This is a genomic window from Pseudomonas sp. P8_229 (genome assembly GCF_034008635.1).
Lineage (GTDB): Bacteria > Pseudomonadota > Gammaproteobacteria > Pseudomonadales > Pseudomonadaceae > Aquipseudomonas.
Map to the genome: position 1 here is coordinate 428176 of NZ_CP125378.1, position 26643 is coordinate 454818.

23 protein-coding genes are annotated in these 26643 nt (G+C 61.9%); 14 read left to right on the forward strand and 9 right to left on the reverse strand.

Annotated features, from left to right (window positions below):
* Positions 1-13: 13 nt before the first annotated feature.
* The 9 genes from QMK55_RS01690 (at position 14) to QMK55_RS01730 (ending at position 9964) form a co-directional block, all read left to right on the forward strand.
* On the forward strand, positions 14-904 hold the full coding sequence (locus QMK55_RS01690) for a LysR substrate-binding domain-containing protein (RefSeq protein ID WP_320328524.1): 891 nt from the start codon (positions 14-16) through the stop codon (positions 902-904).
* Positions 905-1222: 318 nt separating this feature from the next.
* Positions 1223-2152 (forward strand): amidohydrolase family protein, encoded by a 930-nt coding sequence (locus QMK55_RS01695; RefSeq protein WP_320328525.1) that lies wholly within the window; start codon positions 1223-1225, stop codon positions 2150-2152.
* A gap of 4 nt (positions 2153-2156) precedes the next feature.
* Positions 2157-3062: an amidohydrolase family protein gene (locus QMK55_RS01700; RefSeq protein WP_003224037.1), complete on the forward strand. Its 906-nt coding sequence runs from the start codon at positions 2157-2159 to the stop codon at positions 3060-3062.
* Between the two features lie 243 nt (positions 3063-3305).
* Positions 3306-4691, forward strand: a complete 1386-nt coding sequence (locus QMK55_RS01705; protein ID WP_320328526.1) for a UbiD family decarboxylase — start codon at positions 3306-3308, stop codon at positions 4689-4691.
* An 11-nt stretch (positions 4692-4702) separates the two neighbouring features.
* Positions 4703-5317, forward strand: coding sequence for a UbiX family flavin prenyltransferase (locus tag QMK55_RS01710; protein WP_262415591.1), 615 nt, complete (start codon positions 4703-4705; stop codon positions 5315-5317).
* Positions 5318-5384: 67 nt separating this feature from the next.
* Positions 5385-6440: a GTP-binding protein gene (locus tag QMK55_RS01715; protein WP_320328527.1), complete on the forward strand. Its 1056-nt coding sequence runs from the start codon at positions 5385-5387 to the stop codon at positions 6438-6440.
* A 330-nt stretch (positions 6441-6770) separates the two neighbouring features.
* Complete coding sequence (locus QMK55_RS01720) at positions 6771-8138, forward strand: nucleobase:cation symporter-2 family protein (protein WP_320328528.1); 1368 nt, start codon at positions 6771-6773, stop codon at positions 8136-8138.
* Between the two features lie 13 nt (positions 8139-8151).
* On the forward strand, positions 8152-9540 hold the full coding sequence (locus QMK55_RS01725) for an amidohydrolase family protein (RefSeq protein WP_320328529.1): 1389 nt from the start codon (positions 8152-8154) through the stop codon (positions 9538-9540).
* 214 nt (positions 9541-9754) lie between these two features.
* Complete coding sequence (locus QMK55_RS01730; protein ID WP_102357207.1) at positions 9755-9964, forward strand: hypothetical protein; 210 nt, start codon at positions 9755-9757, stop codon at positions 9962-9964.
* A gap of 8 nt (positions 9965-9972) precedes the next feature.
* Here QMK55_RS01730 and QMK55_RS01735 read toward each other — a convergent pair whose 3' ends face one another.
* The 3 genes from QMK55_RS01735 to QMK55_RS01745 form a co-directional block, all read right to left on the reverse strand.
* Positions 9973-10890 (reverse strand): DHH family phosphoesterase, encoded by a 918-nt coding sequence (locus tag QMK55_RS01735; RefSeq protein WP_320330236.1) that lies wholly within the window; start codon positions 10888-10890, stop codon positions 9973-9975.
* Positions 10891-10961: 71 nt separating this feature from the next.
* A complete protein-coding gene (locus QMK55_RS01740; protein WP_102357211.1) occupies positions 10962-12245 on the reverse strand; it encodes a Zn-dependent hydrolase in 1284 nt (427 codons plus the stop codon).
* Between the two features lie 173 nt (positions 12246-12418).
* Entirely contained in the window at positions 12419-13903 is a 1485-nt protein-coding gene (locus QMK55_RS01745; protein WP_320328530.1) for an NCS1 family nucleobase:cation symporter-1, read from the reverse strand.
* Between the two features lie 624 nt (positions 13904-14527).
* On the opposite strand from QMK55_RS01745, the gene hydA reads away from it, so the two are divergent.
* The 3 genes from hydA (at position 14528) to preA (ending at position 18718) form a co-directional block, all read left to right on the forward strand.
* Complete coding sequence (gene hydA, locus QMK55_RS01750) at positions 14528-15967, forward strand: dihydropyrimidinase (protein ID WP_320328531.1); 1440 nt, start codon at positions 14528-14530, stop codon at positions 15965-15967.
* A gap of 108 nt (positions 15968-16075) precedes the next feature.
* Positions 16076-17443 (forward strand): NAD(P)-dependent oxidoreductase, encoded by a 1368-nt coding sequence (locus QMK55_RS01755; protein WP_320328532.1) that lies wholly within the window; start codon positions 16076-16078, stop codon positions 17441-17443.
* The gene (preA, locus tag QMK55_RS01760; RefSeq protein ID WP_102357217.1) at positions 17444-18718 is read left to right on the forward strand and encodes an NAD-dependent dihydropyrimidine dehydrogenase subunit PreA; all 1275 of its coding nucleotides are present in this window, start codon (positions 17444-17446) and stop codon (positions 18716-18718) included.
* A 176-nt stretch (positions 18719-18894) separates the two neighbouring features.
* On the opposite strand, the gene QMK55_RS01765 is transcribed toward preA, so the two are convergent.
* A complete protein-coding gene (locus tag QMK55_RS01765; RefSeq protein ID WP_064587091.1) occupies positions 18895-19515 on the reverse strand; it encodes a TetR/AcrR family transcriptional regulator in 621 nt (206 codons plus the stop codon).
* Between the two features lie 140 nt (positions 19516-19655).
* Between QMK55_RS01765 and copC the strand changes: the two genes are divergently transcribed.
* On the forward strand, positions 19656-20018 hold the full coding sequence (gene copC, locus QMK55_RS01770; protein WP_320328533.1) for a copper homeostasis periplasmic binding protein CopC: 363 nt from the start codon (positions 19656-19658) through the stop codon (positions 20016-20018).
* Positions 20019-20021: 3 nt separating this feature from the next.
* Positions 20022-20879, forward strand: coding sequence for a copper homeostasis membrane protein CopD (gene copD, locus QMK55_RS01775; RefSeq protein ID WP_102357484.1), 858 nt, complete (start codon positions 20022-20024; stop codon positions 20877-20879).
* Positions 20880-20995: 116 nt separating this feature from the next.
* Here the strand turns inward: copD and QMK55_RS01780 are convergent, their stop codons facing one another.
* From QMK55_RS01780 to QMK55_RS01800, 5 genes are all read right to left on the reverse strand, one after another.
* A complete protein-coding gene (locus QMK55_RS01780) occupies positions 20996-22138 on the reverse strand; it encodes an HlyD family secretion protein (RefSeq protein ID WP_102357483.1) in 1143 nt (380 codons plus the stop codon).
* Positions 22135-23790 (reverse strand): MFS transporter, encoded by a 1656-nt coding sequence (locus QMK55_RS01785; RefSeq protein ID WP_102357481.1) that lies wholly within the window; start codon positions 23788-23790, stop codon positions 22135-22137. Before QMK55_RS01785 ends, QMK55_RS01780 begins: the two co-directional genes overlap by 4 nt.
* A gap of 231 nt (positions 23791-24021) precedes the next feature.
* The gene (locus QMK55_RS01790) at positions 24022-24822 is read right to left on the reverse strand and encodes a sulfite exporter TauE/SafE family protein (RefSeq protein ID WP_320328534.1); all 801 of its coding nucleotides are present in this window, start codon (positions 24820-24822) and stop codon (positions 24022-24024) included.
* A 9-nt stretch (positions 24823-24831) separates the two neighbouring features.
* The gene (locus QMK55_RS01795) at positions 24832-26076 is read right to left on the reverse strand and encodes an FAD/NAD(P)-binding oxidoreductase (protein WP_102357478.1); all 1245 of its coding nucleotides are present in this window, start codon (positions 26074-26076) and stop codon (positions 24832-24834) included.
* Positions 26077-26241: 165 nt separating this feature from the next.
* Positions 26242-26583: an ArsR/SmtB family transcription factor gene (locus QMK55_RS01800; protein ID WP_003224002.1), complete on the reverse strand. Its 342-nt coding sequence runs from the start codon at positions 26581-26583 to the stop codon at positions 26242-26244.
* Positions 26584-26643: the final 60 nt, after the last annotated feature.

The following is a 26643-nucleotide window of genomic DNA, read 5'->3' on the forward strand; positions in this document are numbered from 1 at the left end:
CAGGACTAACAACATGTACAAGCGATACCCGTCGGTGCAGTCCATGAGTGCGTTTATCCACGCGGCGCGCAGCGGCAGTTTCTCCAGCGCCGCGCGCAAGCTCGACCTGACCCACAGCGCGATCAGCCAGCAGATCCGCGCGCTGGAAGATTTCATCGGCCAGCCGCTGTTCGTGCGTGAAGGTGGCGGCAGCAATCTGACCGATGCCGGGCAGTTGTTTGCCAGCGTGCTGTCGGATGGGCTGGCGCAGATCGACCGGGCGCTGTCCTCGGTGAAAAACCGCAGCGTGGCGCAGCGCCTGACTCTGGATGTGGACAGCGAACTGGCGCAGAGCTGGCTCAACCCGCGTCTGCCCGAACTGCTCGACGGCCTGCCGGATTACGAGGTGACGCTACTGTCGATGCCGCGCAGTGATCGCAGCACGTTCGAGCGGGTCGATCTGGCGTTGCGTTACGGTTATGGCGACTGGGATGACTGCGAGATGACGCAGATCTGTGGCGACCGGGTGCTGGCGGTGGCTTCGCCCGAGTTACTTGAGCGCCATGGTTTGCAAGTGCCGTTGAGCCCGGCGCAGATCCTTGAACTGCCGCTGCTGGGCTATACGCGACGGTCGTGGATTCCGTGGCTGGACGCGGCCGGAATGGCGCCAGCCGAACCGCCCGCGCGGGTTATTTTCGACAATGCGGCGAACCTGATTGCGGCTGCCGAAGCCGGGGTTGGCGCCGGGTTGGTGCGTGGTTTACTGGCTGCCGATGCGTTGCGCAGTGGGCGGCTGGTGGCGTTGAACGAGGCGCAGATTGCCGCGCATTACAACCTCTACGCGGTGTGGCCACATGGGCAGGCCGAGCGGGTGGCGCCGGTGGTTGAAGTGATTAAAGAACTGGCCTTGCGTACACAAACTTGACGCTATCGCGAGCAGGCTCACCCCTACAGTTGGAATGCGTTCCCCTGTAGGGGTGAGCCTGCTCGCGATAGCGCCGGTCCAGTTTCCACAGAAGCACAAACCAAAACCATATCGCCCAAGTATCACCACCGCGCCCAATTAATATTGTACGAACCCCTCCCCCCTTTCCAATACTCGCCCTCAGCAACCACCCACCCGGGCCGGATGCGAACAGGCGAGGGAATGCGCGAGTCTTGCGCATAGAAATGGCCGATTGCCCGGGGCGTGGATGCCGAGAGCCGCAAGGCTCCCTTCCCCGCTATCAGGAGATCGACTTCAATGATCATCGATATCAGCTGCTATCCCACGGATCTCGTGGACCTCGCCTGGAGGCATGACGGTGACCCGTTTACCGGCGAGCGTCTGCTGGAGATGATGGATGGCCCGTACAGGGTCAACGGCAAGCCTCGCCGTATCGACAAAGCCTTCATCCAGCCGCCGCAGGGCAACACCATTTACACCTGGACCGACGGCGAACTCTCGGGCCGCGAATCCATCGACGCCTACATGGCCTACACCCTGAAAATGGTCCAGACCTACCCGGATCGTTTCATCGGCTGCTTCGTCTACAACCCGCGCTGCGGCGTGGAAAACGGCGTCGAGGCGATCGAGCGCTACGTCAAGGAACACGGTTTCAAGATGGTCCAGATGCAGGCCAACATGCACGCCTACCGGCCTGACCGCGCACTGGACTGGGTGCGCCCGTGCTTCGAGAAATGCGCCGAGCTGGGCATCCCGGTCAAGCTGCACACCGGCGACGGGCCGTACAGCATCCCGTCGGAATGGGTGCCGATGATCAAGGAATTCCCCAATGTGAATTTCATCATGGCCCACTTCGGTGTGCAGACCGGTGGCGTCTACGTGTTCGAGCCGATGCAATGGGCGATGGAACTGCCCAACGTCTACTGCGAATCGGGCTGGTGCCTGCAATCGCGGATCGTCGAGTTCGCCAAGGTGTTGCCAACGCACAAGATCCTCTTCGGCACCGACACACCGCCGAACGAACCGGGCATGTGGCTGCGCCTGCTTGAGGTGCTGTGCCACGAGCCGCCACAGGGCTTGAACCTCGACGAGGACACCCTCGAAGAGTACCTGGGCAACAACACCGCGCGGATGATCGGCCTCGAACCGACCCCGCCACCGCGTTCCGTTTCCGAAGCAGAGGCGCAACTCAAGCGTCCCGTCACCACTCAACTGGCCAGGAGCTGAACCGATGATCATCGACACCCATCTGCATCCCACCAACCTGGTCGACGAGGCCTGGCGCCACACCGGCGAACCGTTCACCGGCGAGCGCATGCTCAAGCTGATGGACGGCCCGTACATGATCAACGGCAAACCGCGCCGCATCGACATGGGCTTCATCCAGCCGCCACCGGGCAACACCGGTTATCGCGACGGCAATCGCCGGGGCCGTGAGGGGGTGCGAGATTACATGTCCTACGTCGCCGAACTGTGCGTGAAGTACCCGGACCGCTTCATCGGCAACTTCAACTTCAACCCGCGCTGGGGACCGGAAAACGGTGCGGCGGAGCTGGAATTCCACATCAAGGAATACGGCTTCAAGATGCTCAAGCTGCACGCCAACATGCACGGCTATCGCCCGGACCGGGCGCTGGACTGGTTGCGGCCGGCAATGAAGGTCTGCGCCAAGTACAACATCGTCGTGCTGATCCACACCGGCGACGGCCCGTACACGATCCCGACGATGTTCTACCCGATCATCCGCGAGTTTCCGATGGTCAACTTCATCATCGGCCACTTCGGCATCCAGACCGGCGGCAACTACTCGTTCGAAGCATTCTGGATGGCCATGGACACGCCGAACGTCTACTGCGAATCGGGCTGGTGCTTCCAGTCGCGGATCGTCGAGTTCGCCAAGGAACTGCCGCGCAACAAGATCGTCTTCGGCACCGACTCGCCGCCGAACGAACCGGGCATGTGGCTGCGCGAACTTGAGGTGTTGTGCTCACCGGCGCCGCAAGGGCTGGGCATCGATGAGGATCATCTGGAGGACTACCTGGGCAACAACATCGCCCGGTTGTGCGGGATCGAACCGACGCCGCCGCCCAAGGATCTGGTTGAGGCCGATATACGCCTGACCACCACGTACCTCTAGGTAGACACATTCCAATGTGGGAGCGGGCTTGCTCGCGAAAGCGGTGTGTCATTAAGCAATGAAGGTGCTGACCCACCGCATTCGCGAGCAAGCCCGCTCCCACAAGGGATGGGTGTTCAACCCAGGCACACAGCGACTTTACAGGCACGAAGATGACCCGGCGCTCCCTCGACCGGCAGGCCAACGGCTGCTCGATCGAACGCCTTCTCACCCCTGCGTGCCTGCTTTTTACGAGGTGAAACCATGACCCGTTCGACGCTCGGCGATTCTCAGGACTTTCACGTGTTCATCGATGCCTATCGCCGCGAGTACCCGGACGATGTGCTGACCATCACCCAAGCCGTTTCTGCCGATCAGGACGTCACCGCCCTGGTCGATGCCCTCGCCGCCCAAGGTCGCGATCCGCTGCTGATCTGCGAAAACGTCGGCGGTCTCAAGGTGCCGGTGGCGACCAACCTGTTCGCCTCGCGGACCCGCATTGCCCGCTTGTTCGGCGTCCCCCCGGCGCAATTGCACGAAACCTTCCAGAGCCGCGCCAACCAGCCCATAGCCCCGCGCTATGTGGAAAGCGGCCCGATCCTCGATGAAGTGTTCGAAGGCGAGGCACTGGATCTGGCGCTGCTGCCGATGCTCAAGCATTTCGACAGTGACCGCGGCCCGTACATCACCAACGCGATCATCGTCGCCGAGGACCCACTGACCGGCATCGCCAACATGAGCTACCACCGCTCGATGCGCCACGCCCGTCAGGCGCTCGCCACCAGCCTGCACTCACGCGGGCATCTTTGGCGGATGCTGCAGACCGCCCGCGAGCGCGGCGAAGAATTGCGCGTGGCGATGGTGGTCGGTGCACATCCGCTGTTCATGCTCGCCGCCGCTGCGCGCTTGCCCTACGGCAGCGATGAACGCGCAGTGGCTGGCGGCTTGTTCGGTGCGCCGCTGGAACTGGTGAAAACCCCACGCTACGGCATCGGCGTACCGGCTTACGCCGAGTTTGTGCTGGAAGGCGCCATCGATCCCGCGGCTTACGCCGAAGAAGGCCCGTTCGGTGAGTTCAGCGGCTATTCCTCGGATCGTTCGACTAACAACGTATTGCGTGTCGACACCCTGTTAAAGCGCAAAGACGCCTGGCTGGTCGACGTGATGGGCGGCCGCTACGCCGAACACCTGACCCTCGCCCGGCTGCCCCGCGAAGCGGAAATGAGCGAGAAGCTCAAGGCGCGTTTCCCCGCCGTCACCGCCGTGCATTACCCGAATTCCGGCACGCACTTTCATTGCTACGTGGCGCTGGATCAAAGCCGCGATGGCGAGGCGCGGCAGATCATGCTCGCCCTGCTCGGCTGGGACCCGTACCTGAAAAACGTGATCGCGGTGGACAGCGATATCGACATCACGGACGACAGCCAGGTGTTGTGGGCGCTGGCCACGCATTTCCAGCCGCATCTGGACCTGTTCATGATCGACGGTTTGCCCGGCAGTCCGCTGGATCCGTCGTCCTCGGTCAACGGCACCACTTCACGCATGGGCCTGGATGCCACTCGCGGTTCGGGCTTCGACGGGATCAAGGCGCAGCTCGATCAGGACGTGCTCGAACGTGCGCGGGTTTTGCTTAAAGGCCTGGCATCGTGAGCCGCCAGCGGATGGTGGTCGGCATCAGCGGCGCGTCGGGCTTCATCTACGGCGTGCGCCTGCTGCAATTGCTCGCCGAACTGGACATCGAAAGCCACCTGATCATCAGCCGCGCCGCGCTGCTGACCATGGCCCACGAAACCGACTACAAACTGGCCGACGTCACCGCGCTCGCCAGCCATTACCACCGCGCCGACGACGTCGCCGCCGGCATCGCCAGCGGTTCGTTCCGCTGCCTGGGCATGGTCGTTGCGCCGTGTTCGATGCGCACGCTGGCGGAGATCGCCACCGGCACCTCGTCGGGGCTGATCGGTCGCGCCGCCGACGTCACCCTCAAGGAGCGCCGAACCCTGGTGCTGATGGCCCGCGAAACGCCGCTGACCCTCGCCCACCTGCGCAACATGACGGCGGTCACCGAGATGGGCGGGATCATCGCGCCGCCGGTGCCGGCGTTCTATGCCCGCCCCGAGAGCCTTGCGCAGATGGTCGATCACAGTCTCGGCAGGGTGCTCGACCTGTTTGGCCTCGATGCCGGGGTCGCCACCCGCTGGAAAGAACACCGAGAACCCTGTGGGAGCGGGCTTGCTCGCGAATGCGGTGGGTCATTCAACAATGATGGTGGCTGACCCACCGCATTCGCGAGCAAGCCCGCTCCCACCCAGAGCAAATCCGCGTCCATCAAGGAGCCTCCATATGAACATCCCCTTCAACGCCCCAACCCCCAACACCAAAATCCCCGTGACCATCCTCACCGGCTTCCTCGGAGCCGGCAAAACCACCCTGCTCAACTACATCCTCAAGGAAAACCATGGCCGTAAAATCGCCGTGATCGAAAACGAGTTCGGCGAGGTCGGCATCGACGGCGATCTGGTGCTCAGTTCGGAAACCGAAGAAATCTACGAGATGGTCAACGGCTGCGTGTGCTGCACCGCCGAAGTCCGCGAGGACCTGGTGCGCATCGTCCGCGAGCTGGTGGCACGCCCGGTGCGCCTCGATCACATCCTGATCGAGACCAGCGGGCTGGCCGATCCGTACCCAGTGGCGCAGAGCTTTTTCATCAACGACCCGATTGCCGACGAAGTCGAACTCGACGCCATCGTGACCATGGTCGACGCCAAGCACATCGCCCGGCACCTGGAGGATCTGCAACTGGATGGCGTCGACAATCAGGCCGTGGATCAGATCGTTTGCGCCGACCGGATCGTCATCAACAAGGTCGATCTGGTCACTGCGGATGAAGTGGACAACCTGCGCGGCAAGATCCGCGGTTTGAACGCCACGGCGGACTTGGTGACCTGCACCCACGCGCAGATCGATCTGACGAAAATTCTCGGCATCGGCGCGTTCGAGTGCACGCAGAAGCTGATGGAAATCGGCGCCGAACAACACGATCACGACCACCACGATCATCACCATGAGCACGCTGATGAAGCGCCGGATCACCAGCACGATCCAAGCGTGTCATCGGTGGGCATTGCCGTGGACGGCGCGGTCAACCTGATGGCGTTCCATCGTTGGATCAGCGAGCTGCGCACCGCCCAGGCCGACAATTTGTACCGTATGAAAGGCGTGCTCGCCGTGGCCAACGAAGACCAGCGCTACGTGCTGCAAGGCGTGCACAGCCTGGTGGAGTTCCGCGCCTCGACCGCCTGGGGCACGGAGCCGCGTACTAGCAAGATCGTGTTCATCGGCCGCGACCTGGATCGTGCGGCGCTGAACCAGGGCTTTGCCGCCTGCCTGGCAGGCTGAACAAGGCATCGGAGCCGGTGGATGGCGGTTCCGGGCACGAATGACTGATGCCCAATGGCACTGTAAATCTGTGGAATGAACCCTGTGATGAGGACACCTGTGGCGAGGGGATTCATCCCCGATGGGCTGCGAAGCCCCCCAAAACCTGAACTCGCGGTTTACCAGACAAACCGCATGTGCTGGATTTGCGGCTGCTGCGCAGCCGATCGGGGCGGTGCGACGTTTCGCTAAATCCCCTCGCCACAAAGGCTCACTCCTACAGGGCATCTGCAGCAGGCATCAGACGAATACCCCTCTGTACCGAATAACAACAGCTAGAGGTGATTCCCCATGTCGTCAGCCACATCCCCAGCGAAAACCGCGTCCACCGTCCACCCCGTCGACCGCATTCTGCCGGTGCGACAGATGCTCACCCTCGGCCTGCAACACATGGCCGTCTCGTACATCGGCGCCATCGCCGTGCCGTTGATTGTCGCCAGTGCCCTGAAGATGTCCCACGCCGACACCGTGGTGTTGATCAGCACCACGCTGTTCTGTTCCGGCATCGCCACCTTGTTGCAAACCGTCGGTTTCTGGAAATTCGGTGTACGCCTGCCGATTCTGCAAGGCGTGGCGTTCAGCAGCGTCGGCCCGGTGATCGCCATTGGCAGCGACCCCCAGGTAGGGTTCGCAGGAGTCTGCGGCGCGGTGATCGGCGCCGGTATCTTCACCATGCTGATGGCGCCGTTCGTGGGCCGATTGCGGCGGTTTTTCCCGCCGGTGGTCACCGGCTGCATTGTCACTGTGATCGGCTTGCAGCTGTTCCCGATCGCCTATGAATGGGTCGGCGGCGGGCGCAACTCAAGCAACTTCGGCGCCCCGGCATTCCTCGGCGTGGCAGTGGTGGTGTTGCTGACCATTCTGCTGGTCAACCGCTACGGCAGCCCGCTGCTGCGCAACATGGCGGTGCTGGTGGGGATGCTGATCGGCGCCGGGCTGGCGTACGCGCTGGGCATGGGTAATTTTCACAGCGTCGAAGACGCGCCATGGCTGACCGTGCCCTACCCGTTCTATTTTGGCCTGCCGACCTTCAGCATTATTCCCATCGCGACCATGGTGGTGGTGATGATCGTGCAGATGGTCGAGTCGATGGGGCTGTTCGTGGCCATCGGCGACATCGTCGACAAACCGGTGGAAGACAAGCAGGTGATCAACGGCCTGCGCGCCAATGGCCTGGCCAGCACCATCGCCGGGATGTTCGCCGCATTCCCGTTCATTGCCTTCATGGAAAACGTCGGCCTGGTGATCCTGACCGGCGTGCGCAGCCGTTGGGTGGTGGCGGTCAGCGGCCTGTTGATGTGCTCGATTGCGCTGGTGCCCAAGGCCGGGGCGATCATCGCTTCGATGCCAACTGCGGCACTGGGCGGTGCCGGCATTGCGATGTTCGGCGTAGTCGCGGCGGCGGGCATCCAGACCCTGGCCAAGGTCGACTACGAACGCAATCGCTTCAACGTGCTGATCGTCGGTTTCACCATCGCCGCCGCGCTGGTACCGGTGCTCGCGCCCACCCTGTTCAAACAAATGCCCGAGTGGTCACAGCCGTTCCTGCACAGCAGTGTGGTGATCGCCTGCCTGGTGTCGGTGCTGCTCAACGCGGCGCTCAACGGCGTCAGCGTGCCAGACACCACACCCGGCAAATCCGCCTCGCACATTCTCTGACTGGAGCCTGCCCATGACTCAACTTCAAAACATCCTGATCAAGAGCCCCGTCGCGGTGATGACCGGCCTGCGCGGCCCGCGTGCCCGGGCCGGTGCGGTGGACATTCGCGTGGTCAACGGACGCATTGCCGAAATGGCCGCCAACCTTGAGCCACAACCCGGTGAACGGCTGATCGATGCACACAACTGCGTGGTCTATCCGGGCTGGATCAACACCCACCACCACCTGTTCCAGAACCTGCTCAAAGCCGTGCCCGAAGGTTTGAATCAGGATTTGCAGGGCTGGCTGGCGAGCGTGCCCTACCCGCGCCTGAACCGCTTCACCCCGCAACTGGCAAGGATCGCCGCACGCCTGGGCATGGTCGAGTTGCTGCTGTCCGGAGTGACGACCTGCGCCGATCACCACTACCTCTACCACGCGCACGGCACCACCGAGACCGGTGACTTGCTGTTCGATCTGGCCGATGAATTCGGCCTGCGCTTCGTGCTCTGTCGCGGTGGCGCGCTGGAGTCCGCCAGCGCCCATCCGGGTTTCTCGAAAACCGCGCTGCAACCGGAAAGCCTCGAGCAAATGGTCGGCGACATCGAACGGTTGAAATCGCTGTATCACCAGGACACACCGGATGCTCTGCGCCGAGTCGTGGTGGCGCCAACCACGCCGACCTTCTCACTGCCGCCGACCCTGCTGCGCGAACTGGCGCACACCGCACGCGGCCTCGGTTTGCGTTTGCACACGCATCTGTCGGAAACGCAGCACTACGTGAATTTCTGCCGCGAGAAATACAACTGCCTGCCGGTGGAGTTCGTCGCCGAACACGAATGGCTCGGCCCGGACGTGTGGTTCGCCCACGCCGTGCACCTGCAACCGGGCGAAATCCGCATGCTCGCCCAGACCGGCACCGGCATCTCGCACTGTCCGGTAAGCAACGCCCGCCTCGGTAGCGGCGTCGCCCCCGTGCCGCAGATGTACGAGGCTGGCGTGCCGATTTCCCTCGGCGTCGATGGCGTCGCATCCAACGAGTCCGGGAGCATGGTCGGCGAAGCCAACACCGCGTGGCTGATCCACCGCGCCGAACAAGGCGCCTCGGCGACCACCGCCGAAGACGTGATCCACTGGGGCACGGCGGGTGGTGCGCAGGTGCTTGGATTGGGTGCGGTCGGCACACTGGAAGTCGGTCAAGCCGCAGACCTGGTGATCTACAGCCTCGATCACCCACGCTTCTTCGGCTTCCACGACAGTGCGGTCGCGCCGGTGGTCGCGGGGGAACCGATCACAGTGAAATACAGTTTGGTGGGCGGCCGGATCGTGGTCGATAACGGCGTGATTCCGGGGCTGGACATCGAACGCATGCGTGCCGAGGCGTGGGAAGGTGTGCAGGCGATGATGAATATCGACGATTGACTCGCAGGCGATGCAAAACCTGAGGAGTGAGCCTGCTCGCGATAGCGGTCTGTCAGCCACATCAACTCTGACTGATACACCGCCATCGCGAGCAGGCTCACTCCTACAGGGGATGGCGGTGTATTCGCGGACTCGGGGTTTGTCGACTAACGTTAATCCCTCATCGGATTGAGCCCCTGCCAGCTATACCGGGCTCTTGATCAAGGAGAGACTGATGACGTCGCGTCGCAACATCGAACAGACTTATCGCACCTGGTCCAGCCCGATTCTGCTGGAGCTGAAAAAGCGTGAACACCAAATGGCGCCGGTCGAGCGTCAGGCACTGGAGAATGTGTTGGTCGAACGCCGGTTGCTGGATGTGGGCAACCCCGACGGCCCCGACCGTCGCCAGGGCACTGCGAGCAAGAATGATCGCCCAGGTTGATCAGCGCATCAGACCGGGTTGAGGTTCAGTCCCAGCTTCAACAGTTCCTTGCGCAGCATCGACGGTTTCACAATCGCCACGGATGCCTGCCACTCCAGTGGCAGCAACCGATTCAACCTCTGCTGGCTGACCAGCGGCTCAGCCAGCAAACAACTCTTGCCGTCACGGATGCTGATGACGTTCAGCAACCAGTCCTCGCCCTGCCCGGCTATCCAGCCGCAGATCTCGTTGCGATGTTTGTGAAGCAACCCGTCGGCATCCCACACCGTCATTTGTGCGAAAACCTGCGGCAAATTGCTGGCCGGGTTGAAGCGTTTCAGATCCGCCGCCAACGCGCCCTGTAGATCTGCTTCGATGGCTGCCTGACATTCGAGGAAATACTGCTCGGGCCAGTCAGCCGCCAGATTCGCCCGCTGCACCAACAATTCATAAGCCAGAACATCCAGCTCGGTGGTCATCTGCCCGGTGAAGTTGAGCGTGTTGTCGAGGATCGCCGTGGCCAGCAGTGCCGCGCTTGGCTCGCTGATTCGCGATAGCGGGCCGGCGGCTTGCCAGCGCTGAAAGACCAGCGTCGCCGCAGCGCCTATCGGGCGGATGTCGGCGGCGCAACCCAGTCGCTCAGCCCAGTACCGTTCAAAACCCGGGTGATGATCGATGACCTCCACCACCTGGTCGAGCACCACCAGCGGGTCGAAATGCTGAAAGTCGGAAACATCGACCAGCACGAATTCGTCGTTTGCTTGCGGTGTGTAGTGCTGAAAAGCAGCGCCCCAACTCAAAACGGTTGGCGATACGCTGCTGTTGGGGGCTGCGCTACTGACGGCGCGGGCGGGAACGCCTTGCAGGTTGAGCAATTCTGCGTAGGCGATGCAACAGGCGTAGGCGTCGATGTCCAGATAGGCCGAGCCTGAAGTGATCACGGTGATGGGCGACATTGCGCGTCCCTGGCCAATATTACAGGGCCGGCAACGTCGCACATCTGCGTGACGATATGAAGTCAGGCCGCGCGCTGCCCCGCTGCCACCGCCGCCGAAGCGGCGAGCATCGCCCGCAATAACACCGCGCACCCGGCTGCCAGATCGTCTGGCGCCGCGTTCTCGATTTCGTTGTGGCTGATGCCGCCCTCGCACGGCACGAAAATCATCCCGGCCGGGCCGAGTTCGGCGAGGAAGATCGCGTCATGGCCGGCGCCGCTGACGATGTCCATGTGCGACAGCCCCAGGCCTTTCGCCGCACCGCGCACGGCTTCGACGCAGCCTTGTTCGAAGTACAGCGGCGGAAAGTCGGCGGTCGGGGTCAGTTCATAGGTCAGGCCATGTTCTTCGCAGGTGGCGTCGATGACCTGCTTCACCTCGGCAATCATCGAATCCAGGCGCGCCGGTTGCAGATGGCGGAAGTCGAGGGTCATGCGCACTTCGCCGGGGATGACGTTGCGCGAGCCAGGATAGGCTTGCAGGCAACCGACGGTGCCGCAGGCGTGGGGTTGATGGCCAAGAGCAGCGCGATTGACCGCGCCGACGATCACCGAGGCGCCGACCAGCGCGTCCTTGCGCAAGTGCATCGGCGTCGGGCCGGCGTGGGCTTCGACGCCGCGCAGTTTCAGGTCGAACCACTTCTGCCCCAATGCGCCGAGTACCACGCCGATGGTTTTCTGTTCGTCTTCAAGGATCGGGCCTTGCTCGATGTGCGCTTCAAAATACGCACCGACCTTGTGCCCGCTGACTTTGCGCGGCCCGGCGTAGCCGATGGCGTTCAGGGCTTCGCCGACAGTCACGCCGTCGGCATCGACCTTGGCCAGGGTTTCTTCGAGGGTGAATTTCTCGGCGAACACCCCGGAACCCATCATGCACGGGGCGAAGCGTGAACCTTCTTCGTTGGTCCAGACCACCACTTCCAGCGGCGCTTCGGTTTCCACGCCGAGGTCATTGAGGGTGCGCAGCACTTCGACACCAGCGAGCACGCCAAAGCAGCCGTCGAACTTGCCGCCGGTGGGTTGGGTGTCGATGTGGCTGCCGGTCATCACCGGCGGCAGGTCGGGATTGCGCCCCGGGCGACGGGCGAAAATGTTGCCGACTTCATCCACCGTGACGCTGCACCCGGCGTCCTCGCACCATTGCACGAACAGGTCGCGGGCCTGGCGGTCGAGATCGGTCAGGGCCAGGCGACAGACCCCGCCCTTGACCGTGGCGCCGAGCCTGGCCAGTTCCATGAGCGAGGCCCAGAGGCGATCGCGGTTGATGTGCTGATGGGTGGATTGCAGAACGTCTACGGCTGCGTTCATGGGGATCTCCTCAGGCAGTTTTCTTCTCGATAGTTCCCACGCTCTGCGTGGGAATTCATCCATGGACGCTCTGCGTCCGCTGTGGGGACGCGGAGCGTCCCGGGCTGCATTCCCACGCAGAGCGTGGGAACGATCAAATGTGGGAGCGGGCTTGCTCGCGAAGGGGCCATCCCTCACACCGAAGATTTCACAACAGACGGGCTGCTTCGCATCGAACACAATCCGTAATAAATCACCCCGCCCAGCGCCGAACCGGTAAACCAGCCGTAGCTGTAAAACCAGCTGAACGCATCGCTACCCAGCGACAGCAAGGTCAGCACCACCGGTACACCAAACGCGACAAACCCGGCCCAGTTCCATGCCGGATACACGTCGTCGCGGTACAACCCGGCCAGGTCCAGTTGCTGTTTCTTGATCAGGAAATAGTCCACCACCATGATCCCGGCGATCGGCCCGAGCAGGCTCGAGTAGCCCAGCAGCCAGTTGGAATACACGGTCTCCAGGCTGACATCGGAAACGATCAGCCCGAGCTTTTTCAGCAGTTCATGGGCCATCAGCGCAAGCCCGACGAAACCAGTGAGCAACACCGCTTTGGTGCGGTTGATCACCTTGGGCGCGATGTTCTGGAAGTCGTTGGTCGGCGAAACAATGTTCGCCGCGGTGTTGGTCGACAGCGTGGCGATGATGATCAGCGCCATGGCCACCGCGACCCACACTGGGCTCTGGATATGGCCGATCAGACTGACCGGGTCAGACACGGTCACGCCCACCAGTTTCACCGACGCGGCGGTCATCACCACACCCAGCGAAGCGAACAGGAACATGGTCAGCGGCAGGCCGAAAATCTGCCCGAGGATCTGGTCCTTCTGGCTCTTGGCGTAACGACTGAAGTCAGGAATGTTCAGCGACAGCGTGGCCCAGAAGCCGACCATCGCCGTCAGCCCGGCGGCGAAGTAACTGACCACACTGGCGCCTTCCGGGCGTTTCGGTGGAATCGCCAACAGCTCGGTCATCGACACATTGGGCATCGCCCACATCAGCAGGCCGACGCCGACCGCCACCAGCAACGGCGCGGACAGGGTTTCCAGCCATTTGATCGACTCGGCGCCACGGATCACCACCCACAGGTTCAGCGACCAGAAGATCATGAAGCCGATCACTTCGCCGGTGCCGCCGAGGGATTTCCAGCCGTCGAAGATCGAGCCGAGAAACAGGTGGATCGCCAGACCGCCGAACATAGTCTGGATGCCGAACCAGCCACACGCCACCAGCGCGCGAATCAGGCACGGCACGTTGGAGCCGAGCACGCCGAACGACGAACGCAACAGCACCGGGAATGGAATGCCGTACTTGGTGCCGGGAAAGGCGTTGAGCGTGAGCGGGATCAGCACGATGACGTTGGCCAGCAGAATCGCCATCAGCGCTTCACCAACGCTCAGACCGAAATACGCGGTGAGCACACCACCGAGGGTGTAGGTCGGCACGCACACCGACATGCCGACCCACAGCGCGGTGATGTGCCATTTGTTCCAGGTTCGTTCGCGCACCTTGGTCGGTGCCATGTCGTGGTTGTAACGGGGACTGTCGAGGACGTCGCTGCCGGCTTCGAGTTCGAACAAGCCGTCGCGCTCGGTCACTTGCGATCTGTTCTGTTGCATGGCCGCTCCACTGTTCTTCTGATTATTTTTTTGCTCATCAGGCGGCTGCGCACCAAGGGGCGAACCGGACGATGGCCGGAGGAACTGACAACTTTCGTGTACCGGCCATGGTGTCAGCGGCGGCATCAATAAACGTGCCGGTTTACCCGCTTAGCGCCAGGGCCGTATTACAAATACATTGCAACTTTCTGATATTGCTCGTTTTTAATTTATTCACCGGTGATTCCGCGAAAACTTGTCTGCACGCTCAGGCCAAACGTTTGCCAAGTTGCTCGAACTGTCAGGACTCAATCTGGTGCACTGCACTTTTTTTCATTCTTGGCGATCGACCGCAGCTCAACTTCAAGCGGCTGATTTCACATAGGAAATCTTGCTCATATTTCCATCCTGTCAAGTGCGTCAAAATGGTGAACAGCCTCACCACTTTGGTGATTTACATTTTTTATCGTTATTTTTCATGATCTTAAGATAGATATAAGCTTATAAAAAATAATCTTGATCAATTGCATAACTGCGACTAGCTTCTATTCCTGACAGCGCTGACAGGAATACGCCGATCATCGCTGTACATCAATAAAACATTTAGAACCGGCACCAGTCGGTCATGCCTGCGAGGAACTCGGAATGTCTCTGTTGATCCGTGGCGCCACCGTTGTTACCCATGACGAAAGTTATCGCGCCGACGTCTCTTGCGCCGACGGCGTGATCAAAGCCATCGGTGAAAACCTTGATATTCCCGCCGGTGCCGAAGTGCTCGACGGCAGCGGCCAATACCTGATGCCCGGCGGCATCGATCCGCACACCCACATGCAACTGCCCTTCATGGGCACCGTGGCCAGTGAAGACTTCTACAGCGGCACGGCGGCCGGCCTGGCCGGCGGCACCACCTCGATCATCGACTTCGTGATTCCCAATCCGCAGCAGTCACTGATGGAAGCGTTTCATCAGTGGCGCGGCTGGGCGGAAAAGTCCGCGTCCGACTATGGCTTCCACGTCGCGATCACCTGGTGGAGCGAGCAGGTGCGTGAGGAAATGGCCGAACTGGTCAGCCATCACGGGATCAACAGCTTCAAGCATTTCATGGCCTACAAGAACGCGATCATGGCCGCCGATGACACGCTGGTGGCGAGCTTCGAGCGCTGCCTGGAGCTCGGCGCAGTGCCGACCGTGCACGCAGAAAACGGTGAGCTGGTCTATCATCTGCAACGCAAGCTGATGGCCCAGGGCATCACCGGGCCGGAAGCGCACCCGCTGTCGCGGCCGTCACAGGTCGAGGGTGAAGCCGCCAGCCGGGCGATTCGTATCGCCGAGACCATCGGTACGCCGCTGTACCTGGTGCACGTTTCGACCAAGGAAGCCCTCGACGAAATCACCTATGCGCGCAGCAAGGGGCAACCGGTGTACGGCGAAGTGCTGGCCGGGCATCTGCTGCTGGACGACAGCGTTTACCAGCACCCGGACTGGCAGACCGCCGCCGGTTACGTGATGAGCCCGCCGTTCCGTCCGCGCGGCCATCAAGAGGCACTTTGGCATGGATTGCAAAGCGGCAATCTGCACACCACCGCCACTGACCATTGCTGCTTCTGCGCCGAACAGAAAGCCGCCGGGCGCGACGACTTCAGCAAGATCCCCAACGGCACCGCCGGCATCGAAGACCGCATGGCAGTGCTGTGGGATGAAGGCGTCAACAGCGGGCGTTTGTCGATGCAGGACTTCGTCGCATTGACCTCCACCAACACGGCAAAGATCTTCAACCTCTACCCGCGCAAAGGTGCGATTCGCATCGGCGCCGATGCCGACCTGGTGCTGTGGGACCCGCAAGGCACCCGCACCATATCCGCCAAGACCCACCATCAGCAGGTGGACTTCAACATCTTCGAGGGCAAGACCGTGCGTGGCGTGCCAAGCCACACCATCAGCCAGGGCAAAGTGGTCTGGGCCGACGGTGATCTGCGCGCCGAGCGCGGGGCCGGGCGGTATATCGAACGGCCGGCGTATCCGGCCGTGTTTGATTTGCTGAGCAAGCGGGCTGAGTTACATAAGCCGACAGCTGTGAAACGCTGAAATCCAGGCCTTCGGCCTCATAAATGATCATTCCCACGCTCTGCGTGGGAACGATCAACCACTGCCCGACAGAGGCAGAGAACCTCAATAACCGTGAGGCACAAAACCGTGATCGAGACCCTGAACCATCTCCCGCACCCGCATGAAAGCGCGGCCGCCCTCGCCGGCCACTTCACCGATCTGGCGCCGCCGCTCAATGCCCGGCAGGCGCACCTGGAAGCGTCGCGCTGCCTGTATTGCTACGACGCGCCGTGCGTCAACGCGTGCCCAAGCGAGATCGACATTCCGTCGTTCATCCGTAATATCCACCAGGACAACGTACCCGGTGCTGCGCAGAAAATCCTCTCGGCGAACATCCTCGGCGGCAGTTGTGCGCGGGTCTGTCCGACCGAAATCCTCTGCCAGCAAGCCTGCGTGCGCAACAACGCCCAGGAATGCGCGCCGGTGCTGATCGGCCTGCTGCAACGCTACGCCGTGGACAACGCGCACTTCACCGAGCATCCGTTCCAGCGTTCGGCCAGCACCGGCAAGCGCATCGCCGTGGTCGGCGCCGGGCCGGCGGGTTTGTCCTGCGCCCACCGCAGCGCCATGCGCGGCCACGACGTGGTGATTTTCGAAGCGCGGGAGAAGGCTGGCGGCCTCAACGAATACGGGATCGCCAAGTACAAACTGGTCGACGACTACGCGCAGAAGGAGCTGGATTTCCTTCTGCAGATCGGCGGTATCGAAATCCGTCACGGGCAGAAACTCGGCGACAACCTGACCCTCAGCGAATTGCATCAGCAGTTCGACGCGGTATTTCTCGGCCTCGGCCTCAACGCCAGCAAACAGCTCGGCCTGCCGCACGAGGACGCGCCTGGTTTACTCGCCGCCACCGACTACATCCGCGAACTGCGCCAAGCCGATGACCTGACGCAACTGCCGCTGGCCGAGCGCTGCATTGTCCTCGGTGCCGGCAACACGGCGATCGACATGGCCGTGCAAATGGCCCGCCTCGGTGCCCGCGATGTCAATCTGGTGTATCGCCGTGGCGCGGCGGACATGGGCGCCACCGGTCACGAACAAGACATCGCCAAAGCCAATCAGGTGCGCCTGCTGACCTGGGCGCAACCGGATGAAGTGCTGCTCGACGCGCAAGGCAAGGTGCGCGGCATGCGTTTCGCCCGCACGCACCTGGTCGACGGTCGCCTGCAAACCACAGGCGAAACCTTCGAACTGGCGGCCGACGCGATTTTCAAAGCCATCGGCCAGGCCTTCGACAGCAGCGCCCTCGGCGACCCGCTGGCGCGCGAACTCAAGCGTCAGGGCGAACGGATTCAGGTCGATGACAACCTGCGCACCAGCATCCCCGGAGTGTATGCCGGCGGCGACTGCACCAGCCTCGATCAGGATCTCACCGTGCAAGCGGTGCAGCATGGAAAACGCGCCGCCGAGGCGATCAACACGCAACTGATGCTCAACGTGGAGGCTGCGTAAATGGCCGATCTCTCGATTGTCTTCGCCGGTATCAAAGCCCCCAACCCGTTCTGGCTGGCCTCTGCCCCGCCGACCGACAAGGCCTACAACGTGGTGCGCGCCTTCGAGGCCGGCTGGGGTGGCGTGGTCTGGAAAACCCTCGGCGAGGACCCGGCAGCGGTCAACGTCTCGTCGCGTTACTCGGCACACTACGGCAACAACCGCGAAGTGCTGGGGATCAACAACATCGAACTGATCACCGACCGCTCGCTGGAGATCAACCTGCGCGAGATCACCCAGGTGAAGAAAGACTGGCCGGATCGCGCGCTGATCGTCTCGCTGATGGTGCCGTGCGTCGAGGAATCGTGGAAACACATCCTGCCGCTGGTGGAAGCCACCGGTGCCGACGGCATCGAGCTGAATTTCGGCTGCCCCCACGGTATGCCCGAGCGCGGCATGGGCGCGGCGGTCGGTCAGGTGCCGGAGTACGTCGAGCAAGTGACGCGCTGGTGCAAGACCTATTGCTCGCTGCCGGTGATCGTCAAACTCACGCCGAACATCACCGACATCCGCGTCGCCGCCCGCGCTGCGCATCGCGGTGGCGCCGATGCGGTGTCGCTGATCAACACCATCAATTCGATCACCAGCGTCGACCTGGAACACATGGTCGCCTTGCCCACCGTTGGCAGTAAAAGCACCCACGGCGGTTATTGCGGTTCGGCGGTGAAGCCGATTGCGCTGAACATGGTTGCCGAGATTGCCCGCGATCCGCAGACCCAGGGCCTGCCGATCTGCGGCATTGGCGGCATCGGCAGTTGGCGTGACGCGGCGGAATTCATCGCGCTCGGCAGCGGCGCAGTACAGGTATGCACGGCGGCGATGCTGCACGGTTTCCGGATTGTCGAGGAAATGAAGGACGGGCTGTCGCGGTGGATGGACAGTCAGGGCTACGCCAACATTGCCGAGTTTTCCGGGCGCGCGGTGGGCAATACCACGGACTGGAAGTACCTCGATATCAACTATCAGGTGATCGCCAAGATCGACCAAGAGGCGTGCATTGGTTGCGGGCGCTGCCACATTGCTTGCGAAGACACTTCACACCAGGCGATCAGCAGCCTGAAACAGGCGGACGGCACGCATATATATGAAGTGATCGATGATGAGTGCGTGGGCTGCAATCTGTGCCAGATCACCTGCCCGGTGGCGGACTGCATCGAGATGGTGCCAATGGAGACGGGCAAGCCGTTTCTGGACTGGAATCATGATCCGCGCAATCCGTACCATGTCTCACCTTGAGGCCGGTAGCGTCTGAACTGACGCCTTCGCGAGCAAGCCCGCTCCCACATTGGGAATGCGTTCCCCTGTAGGAGTGAGCCTGCTCGCGAAGGGGCCAGCAGCTTCTACATCTGGAATGCATTCCTACTGTGGGAGCGGGCTTGCTCGCGAAGGGGCCAGCAGCTACACCACCAAAATCAAGGCTCCAGCCCGATCCCGCGCAAAATCACACTGGTCACCGTCTGTACCGCCCGCTCGAACTGCATGTCCGACAGCGGCTGGTGCTCATTCAGAATATTCACCTGATGATCGAAGTCGGCGTAATGCTGGGTCGAGGCCCAGATCATGTACAGCAGGCTCGACGGTTCCACCGGCAGAATCCGCTGGTCTTCGACCCACTGGCGGATCTTCGCTTCCTTCATTTTCGCCCAGTCATACAGGCTGACATCCAGCGCCTCGCCCAAGGTCGGCGCACCGTGGATGATCTCGTTGGCCCAGACCTTCGACCCGTAGGGCCGGCTGCGCGAGTGGTTCATCTTGGCGCGGATGTAGCTGCTGAGCACCACCCGTGGATCGTCGAACATCTCGAAGCACAGCGCGTCCTGCTTCCACACTTCCAGCAGGTCGAACAGCACCGCGCTGTACAGTTCGCTTTTGGTCGAAAAGTAGTAATGCAGATTGGAACGCGGCAATTGCACTTCAGCAGCGATGTCGGCCATGGCGGTGCCGCCGAAGCCTTTTTCGGCGAAGACTTTTTCCGCCGCCAGAAGGATTTTCTCGACGTTACTGCGACGAATCTCGATCTTGTGATTGCCCATGTGGGCTCCCTGACAACAGCGTTGCCCAAGACTAGCACCCGCTCTGGTGCCGGAGCGACCGCTGAAACCGAAACTTCGTACAGACGCACGCGGATGAGTAAACTGGGCACCTCTTTGTTCCTGCCTCAGAGGTATCCGCGATGCTGCTCAAGAACGTTCTGACCACCACTGCCCTGCTCGCCTCCCTGCTCGCCGCGACTTCCGTCTTCGCCCACGCCCACCTGAAAAGCCAGACGCCGGCCGCCGACAGCACCGTCGCCGCACCGGCCGACCTGCGCCTGACCTTCTCCGAAGGCGTCGAAGCCAGTTTCACCAAAGTCACCTTGACCCACGATGGCGCTCCGGTCGCGATCAAGCCGCTGAGCACCGAAGGCGACAAGAAAACCCTGATCGTCACCCCTGCTGCGCCGCTCAGCGCCGGTGAGTACAAGGTCGAATGGCACGCGGTGTCGGTCGATACGCACAAGAGCGAAGGCGGCTATCAGTTCAAAGTCGGCCAGTAATTCATGAGTGAAGCGCTGGTGCTGTGCCGCTTTGTGCATTTCAGCGCGGTGTTGATGCTGTTCGGCGTCTGGCTGTTTCGGCCGCTGCTGCTCAAGGCGCCAGTGCCGACACTGGATCGGCATCTGGCACGACTCGCGCGCTGGCTGACGACGATTGCGCTACTCAGCGGCGGCACCTGGGCGCTGTTGATCACCGCGAGCATGGCCGGTTCGGCGGCGGCCGCATTCGATCCGGACACACTGGTGCTGGTACTCGGCAACACCTTTTTTGGTCAGGTCTGGCGTTGGCATCTGCTGATCAACGCGCTCTTGCTGGCGTTGCTGTTCACGCCGTGGCGTTCGAGCGCACCGTTGCGTCTGGGCTTGAGTGCGCTGTTGTTGGCGACGCTGGCGCCGGTCGGTCACGGCGCAATGCTCGATGGCCTCAGCGGGCAACTGCTGATCCTCAACCAGATCATTCACCTGACGTGCGTAGCCGCATGGCTCGGTGGTTTGTTGCTGCTGGTGCTGATTTTGCGCCAGCCAGGTGAGCCGATGAGCCGGATCCTGCAGCGCTTCAGCGGTGTCGGTTACGCGGTCGTCGCAGGCCTGCTGCTCACCGGGCTGATCAACGTCCGCGTGCTCACCGGCCAATGGTGGCCGACGCCTCTGTTCAGCGGTTTTGCCCTGATTCTGCTGATCAAGGCCACGCTGGTGCTGGGCATGCTCGCACTGGCGCTGTTCAACCGCTTGCGGATTGATGATTGCCAGCAGCGCATGGCCGCTCTCAAGCGCAGTGTGGTGCTGGAATGGATGCTGGGGATGGGTGCTGTTGCAGCCGTTTCGCTGCTGGGCACCCTGCCGCCGATGATTTCCGCCTGAACACAGCTCAAACTGTGGGAGCGGGCTTGCTCGCGAATGCGGCGTGTCAGATACGCAAATATCAACTGACACACCGCGTTCGCGAGCAAGCCCGCTCCCACAGGGTTATGAGTTGATCAGTGCGGTTGCGTATCGCCTTTGGAAGTATCAATACTCACCACCACCGACATCCCCGGGCGCAAGCGTTCCTCTTCCTGCTGATCCGGGTCGATGGTGATCCGTACCGGCACCCGTTGGGCGATTTTCACGAAGTTGCCGGTGGCGTTGTCGGCCTGCAACAGGGCGAACTCCGAACCGGTGCCGGGCGAAATGTGCTGCACATGGCCGGTGAACTTGCGGTGGTTCAAGGCATCGACAGTGAAGCGCACCGGTTGCCCGACGCGCACGTTGTCCATCTGGGTTTCCTTCATGTTGGCGATCACCCATTTCTGGTTCGGCACCAGCGCCATCAACTGCGCCCCGGAGTTGACGTAAGCGCCTAGGCGCACACCGATCTGCCCGAGCTGGCCATCACGCGGGGCGACGATGCGGGTGTTCGACAAATCGATCCGCGCCAGTTGCACCGCCGCTTCGGCACTGGCCACCGCCGCTTCCAGCGAGCCACGATTGACGATCACCGTTTGCAGGTCCTGACGGGCGATTTCCAGATTGGCCTTGGCTTGCGCCACAGCGGCGATGCCTTGCGCGTTGGCAGCCAGGGCCACATCCATTTCGCGTTTGGACACCGAGCCGTCACTCACCAACTCCTTGTTGCGCCGCAGGTCCGCCTCGCTTTTGCGCAACTGGGCCTCACTGTCGGCAACCACCGCCTGGCGCAATTTGATTGTCGCTTCGGCGCTGTTGCGCTGCTGCACCACATTTGCCAGCGAGGCCTTCTGCACCGCCAGTTGCGCCAGTGCCTGATCGAGGTGCTGCTGATAAATCCGGTCGTCCAGGCGCACCAGCAAATCGCCGGCCTTGACGAACTGGAAGTCCTGCACCGGTACTTCATACACATAGCCGCTGAGCTGTGGCCCGATGATCGTCACCTGCCCGCGCACCAGGGCGTTTTCGGTGGTCTCGACCGCACTGCTGAACGGTGGCAGTTGCCAGGCGTACAGCACGATCAGCACGCCGACGATGGCAATCGCGGCAAAACCCAGCGACGAGATGATCCGCACCCGCAGCGAGCGCGGCTCGGTGTTCGGCGAGGACGGCGGCGCCACGCCTTCCGGGGTGGCAGCGATGGCGTTGGTGGTTGTGGTGGTCGGTTCGGTCATGAAGTAGCGGCACCGCTAGAAGGTACGGAAGGCGCAGGGTCGACGGCTTTGGTGGTGCTCATCAGCCACAGCGCACGAATGGAAAGCCAGATCATGGTCAGCACCGCAATCACGGCGATCAGCATGAATACATCGTTGTAGGCCAGCACGTTGGCTTCGCGGGTCGCGGCATTCGACAGGCTGCGAATCCCGGCCAGGTTGCGCAGGCTCGGGTCGGCCAGCAAGGAGCCATAAGCCGATCCGCCGCTCTGCACACGGGCGGCAACCAGCGGGTCGGACAGGGTCAGGTGCTCGACGAGGTGGCTGGAATGGAATTTCTCGCGCGCGATCTGGAACGTGCCCAACAGCGCCGCGCCCAGCAAGCCGCCGAGGTTGTTGCAGATCCCGAACAACACCGAAAAACTCACCAGATTGCGCGGATTGGTCAACACGTTGCGGGTGCCGAAGACCATGGTCGGGCCGAGGAAAAACGTGCTGCCGAAGGCCAGGAGGAACTGGCTGAAGTACAGGTTCGCCGGGCGGGTCAGGTTGTTGGAGAAACTGTCCATCACCGAGCCGGTGGCCATCAGCGCCAGCGAGATGATCAGCGGCATCAGCAGGTGCTTGGGGTCGATGGTCAGCGCGCTGGTCGCCAACCCGGCGATGCTGCCGATCAGCATCACCACGTACAGGCTGTGCAACTGCTCGTAGCCCATGTTCAGGTTCTGCATGAAACCGACCGCGCCGGTGGACTGCTCCGAGGTGACCATGCGAATCAGGGTCACCGCCAACGCCAGGCGGATCATCGTGCCGCTGCCGAGCCAACGGGTCATCAACATCGGGTTGCTGCGGTTATGCTCAATGGCCAGGCCGGCGAGGATCAAGGCAATCGAGGCAGCGAGCGCGTAGCCAATCCAGTCGGCTTCCAGCCACCAGTCGATGCGCCCCAGTGACAGCACCGCGCAGAGCAGTGCCACGCCGCTGGCGAGGATCGCAAAGGTGAGGAAATCCAGCGGTTCGAAAGTTTTGAAACGGTCACCCGGCGGCAACTTGAGCATCAGCACGCAGCCCAGCGACAGCAAGGCCATGCCTAGCTCGAACAGGTACAAGCCGCGCCATTCAGCGATCTGCAACAGGTCTTCGGAAAACAATCGCGCCAGCGGCAGAGCCAGTTGCGAGGCGCCAAGCCCCAGCACCAGCGCCTTCAACCGCCACTTGGCCGGAAACGCCTGGACCATGTAATACAGGCCCAACGAACTCAAGGCGGCACCGACCATGCCGTGGGCCGCACGCACTGCGATGGCCGAACTCAGGTCGTTGACGAACAGATGGCCGAAAGTCACCAGCGCATACAGCACCAGAAACACCTCGGTGAATGCGCGCAGGCCGAACTGCTGGCGAAACTTCACCAGCAGCAGGTTCATCGAGACGTTGGTCATCACATACGCGGCCGGTAGCCAGGCCATCTCCGCGGTGGTCGCGCCCAGCGCGCCTTGCAGGTAAGGCAGGTTGGCGACCACCAGCGAGTTGCCCAAACCACCGGTCACCGCCACCAGCAGCCCAACCAGCGCATAGGCCAGGCGCTTGCGGCTGGAATGCAGCGGCGTCGATGGGGAACCAGGCAGACTGGGCTTCTCGTGAGGCTGCCAGTTGCGCGGGGCGTATTGATCCATTGAATGGCCTTGTGCTGGAGATGACTGAAGTTTGCCGCAAAATCATCGGTTTCACACTCATCCGGAGCAAGCCCGCTCCCACCGGGATGTGCACATAGTTTAATTCGTAAGAATTGTTTAAAGGAACGTTTCATTAGGTACGCACAAACGCATCCGAAAGCGAGTTTCATGCGCAAGGACCAGATCGTGCTGACCGAGAAGAATCCGTTGATCGATTGAGCTGCAACCTTTTCAGGCGCGCAGCAACATATAACCGGCGACCACCAGACACACACTGGCAAACCCAACCTGCAACGCCCGCGCCGGAACCCGGGCGCACAGTTTGCGGCCGATGATCATGCCGACCACGCTGGCCACGATAAACGCCGCACCCTGTGCGTCAATCCGCACGCCTGCGTGAAACGATCCGATCACGCCAATCACTGAAATCAGGCTGATCACCATCAGCGACGTCGCAACGATCCCGCGCATCTGCACATCGGTCAGTTGCTTGAACGCCGGCACGATCAGGAAGCCGCCGCCGACGCCGAGCAACCCCGAAACCACGCCTGTCACCGCACCCAATGCCGCGAGGGTCGCGGTGCATTTGGCGGTCCAGTCGAAACGACCGGTCTGCTCGTTGAGCATGCAGTTCTTCTGCCCCCAGCTCGCGTGACCGTGATCGCTCGGCCCCTCCTGCTGGCGCTCACGGCGCAACATCCGCCAGGCGACCATGACCATCAGCAGGCTGAAGAGGATCATCAGGATTTTCTCCGGCAACTGGTGCGCAAAGTAGATGCCCAACGGCGAAAACACCGCGCCGAGCGCGGCAATCAGCAGCGCCGCGCGATAGCGCACCAGACCATGACGCAAACCGTCGATCGCCCCGACCGCCGCCGCACTGCCCACGGCGAACAACGCCACGGGCGCGGCCTGGGTCATGCTCCAACCCAGGCCGAGCACCAGCGCCGGCACCGCGAGAATCCCGCCGCCCGCCCCGGTCAGCCCGAGAATCAACCCCATCACCACGCCAAACAGACTTGCCAGCAACATAGGGAGTTCTCAGTCGACTTTGGACAGGCCGGTCAGCCACTCGCGGCCCTTGAGCATGCCGTTCCAGTAGAACCACGGCAGCAGCGTCGCCTTGAGAAACCACGCCGAACGGCGCGGCACGGTCGCATCGAGGGCGAAGGTCGGCAGCAACTTTGCGCCGTAGCCGAACTCGGCGAGGATCACCTTGCCCTTCTCCACCGTCAGCGGGCACGAACCGTAACCGTCGTACTTCAGTGGCAACGGCTGTTGCTTGCGCAGGGCCAAGAGGTTTTCGGCGACGACAACCACCTGCTTGCGCACGGCAGCAGCGGTTTTCGCGTTAGTGGTGCCGCAGATGTCACCTACGCCGAACACCTCCGGGTAACGCGGATGCTGCAGGCTGTGCGGATTGACCTCGCACCAGCCAGCGGCGTCGGCCAGCGGACTTTGCGCGACGAAATCCGGCGAGACTTGCGGCGGCACCACGTGTAGCAAATCGAAGGTTTTCGCTTCACGGGTGACGTTGCCGTCGGCGTCCTTGACCTCGAACCACGCGGTTTTCGCCGGGCCGTCGACCTTGACCAGATTGCTGTTGAAGGCCAGTTGCGCGTTGTATTTTTCGATGTATTTCATCAGTGGCGGTACAAACGTGGCGACGCCGAACAGCGCCGCGCCGGCCAGGTTGAATTCAACCTCGACGTTGTTCAGCACGCCGGTTTTGCGCCAGTGATCGCACGACAGGTACAACGCCTTCTGCGGCGCGCCGGCGCATTTGATCGGCATCGCCGGCTGAGTGAACAGCGCCTTGCCGCCGCGCAGTTTCTGCACCTGATCCCAGGTGTATTGCGAATGCTGATAGCTGTAGTTGGAAGTCACGCCGTACTGGCCGAGGCTTTCCTGCAGGCCTTCGATTTTCTCCCAGGCCAGACGCAGGCCGGGGCAGACGATCAGGTTCTGGTAGGTGACGCGGCGTTGATCGTTGAGCGTGAGTTGGCGGGCATCCGGATCGATAGCGGTTACCGCCGCTTGAATCCAGGTGGCCTGACGCGGCATCACCTGGCTCATCGGTCGAGCGGTGTCTTTGACGTCGTAGGCGCCACCACCGACCAGCGTCCACGCCGGTTGGTAGTAGTGCTGGGCGCTCGGCTCGATCACGGTGATTTTCAGAGTGGGATCACGCTTGAGCAGACTGGCGACGAAGCCGATGCCAGCGGTGCCGCCGCCGATGACCACGATATCTGCACTGATGGATGAGCCCCAGTGTTGATCGTTCATTGCTTGTTCCTTATTGCTGCACGCAAGTTTTTCCAGCCATCACTCAAATCCATTGTAGGAGTGAGCCTGCTCGCGATAGCGGTGGGTCAGCCGACATCTTCATCGACAGATACACCGCTATCGCGAGCAGGCTCACTCCTACAGGGTTAGTGTGTGAGCTAGCATTTATGGGTGACCCCAGCTCTTGAGCACCGCCCCGCAATACAACCCGGACAGGGTCTTCATCACCTGGATGACTTCAGGACTGGCCAGGCCGTAAAAAATGTATTTGCCTTCGCGACGGGTCGCCACCAGCCCTTCATCGCGCAGGATGCCCAGTTGCTGGGACAGGGTCGGCTGGCGCACACCAGTCATTTTTTCCAGCTCGCCGACGTTGCGCTCGCCCTGGGTCAACTGGCACAGGATCAACAGCCGATCCTCGTTGGCCAGCGCCTTGAGCAGCGCGCAGGCCTTGGAGGCGGACGCCCGCAATTGGGCGACTTCACATTCGGTCAGACTGGATTGCATTTGCACGATGCCTTCAACGTCACTTAAGCTGCGAACATTATGTTTTTACATAAAGTGTTG